The following is a 7,022-nucleotide window of genomic DNA, read 5'->3' as shown; positions in this document are numbered from 1 at the left end:
TTCTACAACCTGCGCTGATCGCAGTCCGGCATGCTCGCGCCACGCCACTGGACGGCACTGGGTCTGACTTGCCTGCTGGCGCTGCTGCAATACCAGCTCTGGCTGGGACGCGGCAGCTGGCCTCAGGTCGAGGCCTACCGCCAGCAGCTGGCCGAACAGACCCGTTCCAACGAACTGGCCCGGCAGCAGAACGAGCAGCTGGCCAGCGAGGTACGTGACCTGGAGGGCGGCATGACCATGGTCGAGGAGATCGCGCGCTACGAGCTCGGCCTGCTCCGGCCCAACGAGGTGTTCGTCAAGGTCACACCGCCCGGCGCCACTGCGCGCTGAGCGTCATTGAATGCGCGCTTCACTGCGCGATGAATGCCCAAGCAAATGGCCGCCCCACAGGGCGGCCGTTTTTCATTGCGCGGTCAAGGCGGTCAAGACCTCTCGCGAGGCACGGATGCCGCTAACCGGCGCTTCGAGCAGAGGGCTCAGTGGACCTGGTCGCTGGCCGGCGGCTGGCGCTCCTGCTGCAGGAACAGGCGAGCCGCATCGACCGGGTCGAAGCGGTATTGCGCGCCGCAGAAGTCGCAGGCCACCTCGACCTCGCCGCGTTCAGCCAGGATCGATTCGATCTCGTCGACGCCCAGCCCCTTGAGCATGGTGGCGACGCGCTCGCGCGAGCAGGTGCAGGCGAAGCGGGGTTCGATCGGGCCGTCCTCGGGCTGGAAGCGCAACAGGTCCTCCTGCCAGAACAGGCGGTGCAGGATGGTTTCGGCGTCGAGCGTCAACAGCTCCTCGGGCTTGAGGCTGGCGGCCAGGGTGGCGATCCGGTGGTAGTCCTCGTTCTCGCCGATCGCGTCGCCCTCGGCCTGCACCGCCGAGCTGCCGGCCAGGTTGGAGGCACCGGTGGCGGGCAAGCGCTGGATCAGCAGACCGGCGGCAACCTCGCCATTGGCGGCCAGCACCAGCTTGGTGTCGAGCTGTTCGCTGCGCAGCATGTAGTGTTCGAGCACCTCGCTCAAGTGCTCGAGCTTCTCGTTGTGCTCGCCGTTGAGCGGCACCACGCCCTGGTAGGGCTGCTGGCCCGGCAGGCGGTCCTTGGGGTCGAGCGTGATTGCGCAGCGGCCCAGGCCGTTGACGTTGACCATGTGGCTCAGCGGCACGCCGTCGGCGACTTCGCCGTTGACGGTGGCCGTGGTGCGGAAGCTGAAATCGGGCTGGACCTCGGTCACCGCGAGCTTGACCGGCCCGTCGCCGAACACCTGCAGCACCAGCGCACCATTGAACTTGATGTTGCCCTGCATCAACACGGCGGCGGCCGACATCTCGCCGAGCAGCTCGGTCACCGCAGGCGGATAGCCACCACCCTCGCGGTGGCGGCGCAGCACCTCTTGCCAGGAGCCGGTCAGGCGCACCAGCATGCCGCGCACCGGCAGGCCGTCGAACAGGAACTTGTGCAATTCGGATTTGTGCAATTCGGTCATTTGAGCCTCAAGCCAGCTTCACGAGACCCGCCTGATAGCGGCGGGCGTTGGCAATGTAATGTTCGGCGCTGCGGCGCAGGCCTTCGATCTGTTCGGGACTGAGCTGGCGCACGACCTTGGCCGGGCTGCCCAGGATCATCGAACCATCCGGAAATTCCTTGCCTTCGGTCACCAGCGAACCGGCGCCGACCAGGCAATTCCGGCCTATCCTCGCACCATTGAGCACCACCGCGCCAATGCCGATCAGGGTTTCGTCGCCGATGGTGCAGCCGTGCAGCATGACCTGGTGGCCGACGGTGACGCGCTCGCCGATCGTGAGCGGAAAGCCCCGGTCGGCATGCAGCACGCTGGCATCCTGGATATTGCTGCCGGCGCCGACGCGGATGTGGTCGGAGTCGCCACGGATCACGGTGCCGAACCAGACGCTGCTGTCGGCGCCCAGGTTCACGTCGCCGATCACCTGCGCGCTGTCGGCCACGAAGGCGCTGGGGTCGACCTCGGGCACGAGGTCGTCAAGTTGGTAGATGCTCATGCCTAGAATTGTAAGGATGGAAGCCATGGAAACCGCCACGCAAGGTCTTGCCTTGCCCGAACTGCGCGCGCAGGCGCTGGCCGCGCTGTGCTGCCCCGATATCGAGCGCAAGCGCGAACTGGCCAACGCGCTGCATGCCGCAGCCGCCCAGCTGCCGCTGGATGCCGCGGCCTTGCTGACGCCGCCCACTGCCAGCACCCTGCCCGGCCGGCCGCAGCGGCCGCGCCTGGTCATGCCCAAACAGGTCGCGCAGCGCTCGCCCTTCACGCTCGAAGGCCGCGCGGCGCTGATCCATGCGATCTGCCACATCGAGTTCAACGCGATCAACCTCGCGCTCGACGCGGTCTGGCGCTTTGCCGGCATGCCGCGCGAGTTCTACCTCGACTGGCTGCGCGTCGCGGCCGAGGAGGCCTATCACTTCGGCCTGCTGCGCGACCACCTGCGCGCCATGCCGCCGCGCGAAGACGGCCAGCCCTGGGACTACGGCGACTTCGACGGCCACGACGGGCTCTGGCTGATGTGCGAGCGCACGGCGCATGACGTGACCGCGCGCATGGCGCTGGTGCCACGCACGCTGGAGGCACGCGGCCTCGACGCGACGCCGCAGATCCAGACCAAGCTCAGGCGCATCGGCACCCCCGATGCGCTGGCAGCGGTCGCGCTGCTCGACATCATCCTGCGCGACGAGGTCGGCCATGTCGAGATCGGCAACCGCTGGTACCGCTGGCTCTGCGCCGGCCAGGGCCTGGACCCGGTCACGCATTACGGCGAACTGGTGCAGCGGCACCAGGCCCCGCCGCTGCGCCCGCCCTTCAACCAGGAGGCCCGGCTGCGCGCGGGCTTCAGCCAGCAGGAAATCGACTACCTGCTCGGCGCCTGAATCCCCGCTACGCCCCTCAAACCCAGTCGAGTCCGCTCGAACCCTGCCCCATGATCCAGCTCCATCCCATCCCCGCTTTCCAGGACAACTACCTCTGGCTGCTGCAGGACGGCCGCCAGGCAGTCGTGGTCGATCCGGGCGATGCAGCCCCGGTGTTGGCCTTCCTCGCGCAGCACCAGTTGCAGCTGCAGGCGATCCTGCTGACCCATCACCATGCCGATCACACCGGCGGCGTGGCCGAATTGCGCGCGGCCAGCGGCGCGGCGGTCTACGGCCCGGCCGCCGAGACCTTGCCGGCGGCGGTCGAACCGGTGCAGCGCCTGGGTGCGGGCGAGCGTATCAAGCTGCTGGGCCTGAGCTTCGAGCTGATCGAAGTGCCCGGTCACACCGCCGGCCATGGCGCCTATTTCGTGGCGCAGGCGCCGGGAGGGCCGCTGCTGTTTTGCGGCGACACGCTGTTCTCGGGCGGCTGCGGACGCCTGTTCGAGGGCACGGCGGCGCAGATGCTGGACTCGCTGGATCGGCTGGCCGCCCTGCCCGACTCGACCCGGATCTGCTGCGCGCACGAATACACCCTGTCCAACCTGCGCTTCGCGCAGGCGGTCGAACCCGGCAATGCGGCGATCGGACAATATGTCGCGCATTGCCAGGCGCTGCGCGAGTGCGGCCAGCCCACGCTGCCAAGCAGCATCGGGCTCGAGCGCCAGATCAACCCCTTCCTGCGCAGCCGCGAGCCGGCCTTGCTGGCAGCACTGGCGCAGCGCGACCCCGCAGCGCAGGACGAGGTGACACGCTTTGCGGCGCTGCGCGAGTGGAAGAACGCTTTCCGCTGAAAAATGCGCGTGGCGGGAACCCTGGCCGATAATCGCGATCTCAATATCTTTGGCCTCCCCCCACCTACCCGATGAACCGACACCGACTCTGGTGGCCCTTGCTGACCGCCATATTCCTGTCTGCCTGTTCCAGCCTGCCTGCGCCTGACGAGGCAGCCGAGCTCGAGGCGCCAGTACAGTCTGGCGAATCGCCCTACCTGCTCAAGGCGCGGCGCGGCGGCAATCCGACCCTGTCCGAACTGCGCACCGAACCCGGCATCGGCCTGCGCGCGGTCGCACCGTTGACCGTGCCGACCGACCTCTGGGACCGGATCCGGCGTGGCTTTGCGATGGAAGATCTAGAAAACGAGCAGGTGCGCGAGCGCGAGCAGTGGTATGCCGCCCGCCCCGAATACATCGAGCGCATGACGGCGCGCAGCAACAAGTACCTGTTTCACATCGTCGAGGAACTCGAGCGGCGCAACATGCCGACCGAGCTCGCGCTGCTGCCCTTCGTCGAAAGCGCCTTCAACCCGCAGGCGGTTTCGAGCGCCAGCGCCGCCGGCATGTGGCAGTTCATGCCGGCCACCGGCAAGGATTTCGACCTGACGCAGAACATGTTCCGCGACGACCGGCGCGACGTGCTGGCCTCGACCCGCGCCGCGCTCGACTACCTCGAGCGGCTGAACCGCCAGTTCAACGACTGGCATCTGGCGCTGGCGGCCTACAACTGGGGCCAGGGCAACGTGGCCAAGGCGATCAAGCGCAACCAGGCCCAAGGCCTGGGCACCTCCTACACCGAGATCAACCTGCCGCAGGAAACCCGCCAGTACGTGCCCAAGCTGCTGGCGATCAAGAACATCGTGGCCCGCCCGGAGCGTTTCCGTGCCAAGCTGCCGGCAATCGGCAACCACCCCTTCTTCGACGCGGTGCCGATCCAGCGCGACATGGATGTGGCCAAGGTGGCCGAGCTCGCGGGCGTGACCGAACGCGACCTGCGCCAGCTCAACCCCTCGATCAACAAGCCGATGTTCATGGCAGCCGCCAACCCGAGCGTGCTGCTGCCCTGGGACAATGCTGCCGAATTCGAGGCCAAGCTGGCCAGCTACAGCGGCCCGCTGGCGAGCTGGACTGCCTGGAAGGCGCCGCGCGACATGACGGTGGCGCAGGCGGCGGAGCAGCATGGGGTCGATGCCGGCGAATTGCGCGAACTCAACAAGATCCCGCTGCGCATGCTGGTCAAGGCTGGCTCGGCCCTGCTGGTGCCGCGCAACGGCAAGCTCGACATGGATGTGCCGGAACATCTAGCCGACCACGGCCAGTTGCTGCTGAAGGAAGAGATCATCCTGGTGCGGACCCAGGTCAAGGCGCGCAAGGGCGACACCCTGACCAAGCTGGCGCAGCGCTACCGGGTCAGCGCGGCCAAGGTCGCCGACTGGAACGATCTCTCGCCCAAGGCCAAGCTCAAGCCCGGCCAGCAGCTGGTGCTGCAGCTGCCGCAGCGCGAAGCCAGGGTGGCGGCGGCCAACGAGCGCAGCGCCGAGACGGCAGCTGCAGGCAAAGCCAAGCCGGGCAAGAAGGACAGCAAGGTGGCAGTGGCCAAGCGGCCCGGCAGCAAGGCCAAATCCTCGCGCGAGCTCAAGGTCGCGCTCGACAGCAAGAAGCGCTGACGCCCAGGCGTCGACCGGGCATCAACCGGCCGGCCTTGGCTGCTGATCGCGGCCGAGGCTGAAACCCGCGCCAAGCCAGCGCCGTGACTCAGCGCCGGTCGGCCAGTGCGTGGGCGATGGTGCCCAGGTCCACGTATTCGAGCTCGCTGCCGATCGGCACGCCGCGCGCCAGCCGCGTGACCTTGACCTGCAGCGTCTTGAGCAGCTGCGTGATCACATGCGCGGTCGCCTCGCCCTCGGCGGTGAAGTTGGTCGCCAGGATCAGCTCGCGCACCTCATGCGGCGGCTCCTGGGCCACGCGCTCGAACAGGCGGCGCAGCGCGATGTCGTGCGCACCAACGCCGTCGAGCGGGCTGAGCTTGCCCATCAGCACGAAATAGAGGCCACGGTAGGCGCCGGTGCGCTCGAGCGCGGCCTGGTCGGCCGGGGTCTCGACCACGCACAACTGGCCGGCGTCACGGCGCGGGTCCAGGCAGGTCGGGCAGACCTCGTCCTCGGTGAAGGTGTTGCACAGCGCGCAATGGCGCACGCCCTGGACGGCCTGCTGCAAGGCGTGGGCGAGCTGCAGCGCCGCATCGCGGTCATGCTGCAGCAGATGGAAGGCCATGCGCGAGGCCGACTTGACGCCCACGCCCGGCAGGCGCTGCAAGGCGCGCACCAAGGCATCGAGGGACTGGGTCTGGGCCTGGCTCACCGCCCCACCGGTCAGAACGGGAACTTCATGCCGCCGGGCAGGCTCGGCATGCCGGCCGTGATCTTGCCCATCTTCTCGGTGCTGGTCTCCTCGGCCTTGCGCACGGCGGCGTTGAAGGCGGCAGCGACCAGGTCTTCCAGCATGTCCTTGTCCTCGGCCAGCAGGCTGGGGTCGATCGTGACGCGCTTGACGTCATGCTTGCAGGTCATCAGGACCTTGACCAGGCCGGCGCCGGACTCGCCGCTGACCTCGATATTGCCGAGCTCGTCCTGCGCGCGCTTGAGGTCCTCTTGCATCGTCTGGGCCTTTTTCATCAGGCCAGCGAGTTGTCCTTTGTTGAACATGTGTTTTCCTTAGGTGTTTCGAAAATGAGAATCAGATCGGTTTGATGCTGCCAGGCACGATTTTGCCGCCAAAGTCGCGCAGCATCGCCTGCACGAAGGGGTCTTGCGTCATGGTGGCATCGGCCTGGCGCTGGCGCTCGGCCGCGGCGGCGGCCAGACGCCGGGCCGGCGTATCGACGGTTTCGCCGAGCTCGATCCGCAGCCGTACCGCATGGCCGGCCTGGACCAGCGCCGCCTGCAGCCGCTCGCGCGCGGCCGACTGCAGCAGCGAGGCGTTGGCCGAACGCAGCTGCCATTCGTCAGCCGTGCGCGCGATCAGCTCGGACTGCAGCGCCAACTCGCGCACCAGCGCCATGATGACTTCCGACTCGGACAGGGCCATGACGGTCTGGAACCAGAAATCGGCTTCAGCGCCTGGTGCGGCCGGTATGACCGGCGCGGCCTGCGGCTGCGGCCGCTCTGGCTGCTGTGACTGAGGCTGTGGCGCGGCACTGGCGGCACTGGCACTGGCGGCGACGGCTGGGGCCGGGCTGGCTGGCCGGGCTGGCGCCGCCTCGTAGCGTGCCGGTGCCGGTGCCGGTGCCGGTGCCGGTGCCGGTGCCGGTGCCGGTGCCGGTG

General features: G+C 68.1%; 9 protein-coding genes. 4 read left to right on the top strand and 5 right to left on the bottom strand.

Features of this window, described 5'->3' with window-relative positions; genetic code table 11:
- Positions 1-30: 30 nt before the first annotated feature.
- Entirely contained in the window at positions 31-330 is a 300-nt protein-coding gene (locus C6P61_RS16910) for a septum formation initiator family protein (RefSeq protein ID WP_105731072.1), read from the top strand.
- A gap of 146 nt (positions 331-476) precedes the next feature.
- Here C6P61_RS16910 and hslO read toward each other — a convergent pair whose 3' ends face one another.
- Together hslO and C6P61_RS16900 are read right to left on the bottom strand one after the other, a co-directional pair.
- Entirely contained in the window at positions 477-1,472 is a 996-nt protein-coding gene (hslO, locus tag C6P61_RS16905) for an Hsp33 family molecular chaperone HslO (protein ID WP_105731071.1), read from the bottom strand.
- 7 nt (positions 1,473-1,479) lie between these two features.
- Entirely contained in the window at positions 1,480-2,004 is a 525-nt protein-coding gene (locus C6P61_RS16900; RefSeq protein ID WP_105731070.1) for a gamma carbonic anhydrase family protein, read from the bottom strand.
- Positions 2,005-2,029: 25 nt separating this feature from the next.
- On the opposite strand from C6P61_RS16900, the gene C6P61_RS16895 reads away from it, so the two are divergent.
- The 3 genes from C6P61_RS16895 to C6P61_RS16885 all read left to right on the top strand — a co-directional run bounded on the left by C6P61_RS16895 (position 2,030) and on the right by C6P61_RS16885 (position 5,366).
- A complete protein-coding gene (locus C6P61_RS16895) occupies positions 2,030-2,884 on the top strand; it encodes a ferritin-like domain-containing protein (RefSeq protein WP_105731074.1) in 855 nt (284 codons plus the stop codon).
- Between the two features lie 50 nt (positions 2,885-2,934).
- A complete protein-coding gene (gene gloB, locus C6P61_RS16890; RefSeq protein ID WP_211296998.1) occupies positions 2,935-3,717 on the top strand; it encodes a hydroxyacylglutathione hydrolase in 783 nt (260 codons plus the stop codon).
- A 71-nt stretch (positions 3,718-3,788) separates the two neighbouring features.
- The gene (locus tag C6P61_RS16885) at positions 3,789-5,366 is read left to right on the top strand and encodes a transglycosylase SLT domain-containing protein (protein ID WP_105731069.1); all 1,578 of its coding nucleotides are present in this window, start codon (positions 3,789-3,791) and stop codon (positions 5,364-5,366) included.
- 88 nt (positions 5,367-5,454) lie between these two features.
- On the opposite strand, the gene recR is transcribed toward C6P61_RS16885, so the two are convergent.
- The 3 genes from recR to C6P61_RS17830 all read right to left on the bottom strand — a co-directional run.
- Positions 5,455-6,060, bottom strand: coding sequence for a recombination mediator RecR (gene recR, locus C6P61_RS16880; protein WP_105731068.1), 606 nt, complete (start codon positions 6,058-6,060; stop codon positions 5,455-5,457).
- A gap of 11 nt (positions 6,061-6,071) precedes the next feature.
- Positions 6,072-6,404 (bottom strand): YbaB/EbfC family nucleoid-associated protein, encoded by a 333-nt coding sequence (locus C6P61_RS16875; protein ID WP_105731067.1) that lies wholly within the window; start codon positions 6,402-6,404, stop codon positions 6,072-6,074.
- 31 nt (positions 6,405-6,435) lie between these two features.
- A partial coding sequence (locus C6P61_RS17830; RefSeq protein ID WP_280524148.1) for a DNA polymerase III subunit gamma/tau C-terminal domain-containing protein occupies positions 6,436-7,022 on the bottom strand: 587 nt, incomplete at its 5' end.

The organism is Malikia spinosa, assembly GCF_002980625.1.
In the GTDB taxonomy this organism is placed as follows: domain Bacteria; phylum Pseudomonadota; class Gammaproteobacteria; order Burkholderiales; family Burkholderiaceae_C; genus Malikia; species Malikia spinosa.
Note: the sequence above shows the minus strand (reverse complement) of the source record. Positions and strands in the feature narration are given on the sequence as shown.

Excerpts from the sequence above, each read along its gene's own strand:
- C6P61_RS16910 (WP_105731072.1), top strand. The coding sequence starts at position 31 with ATGCTCGCGCCACGCCACTGGACGGCACTGGGTCTGACTTGCCTGCTG.
- C6P61_RS16900 (WP_105731070.1), bottom strand. The coding sequence starts at position 2,004 with ATGAGCATCTACCAACTTGACGACCTCGTGCCCGAGGTCGACCCCAGC.
- gloB (WP_211296998.1), top strand. The coding sequence starts at position 2,935 with ATGATCCAGCTCCATCCCATCCCCGCTTTCCAGGACAACTACCTCTGG.
- hslO (WP_105731071.1), bottom strand. The coding sequence starts at position 1,472 with ATGACCGAATTGCACAAATCCGAATTGCACAAGTTCCTGTTCGACGGC.
- C6P61_RS16875 (WP_105731067.1), bottom strand. The coding sequence starts at position 6,404 with ATGTTCAACAAAGGACAACTCGCTGGCCTGATGAAAAAGGCCCAGACG.
- C6P61_RS16895 (WP_105731074.1), top strand. The coding sequence starts at position 2,030 with ATGGAAACCGCCACGCAAGGTCTTGCCTTGCCCGAACTGCGCGCGCAG.
- C6P61_RS16885 (WP_105731069.1), top strand. The coding sequence starts at position 3,789 with ATGAACCGACACCGACTCTGGTGGCCCTTGCTGACCGCCATATTCCTG.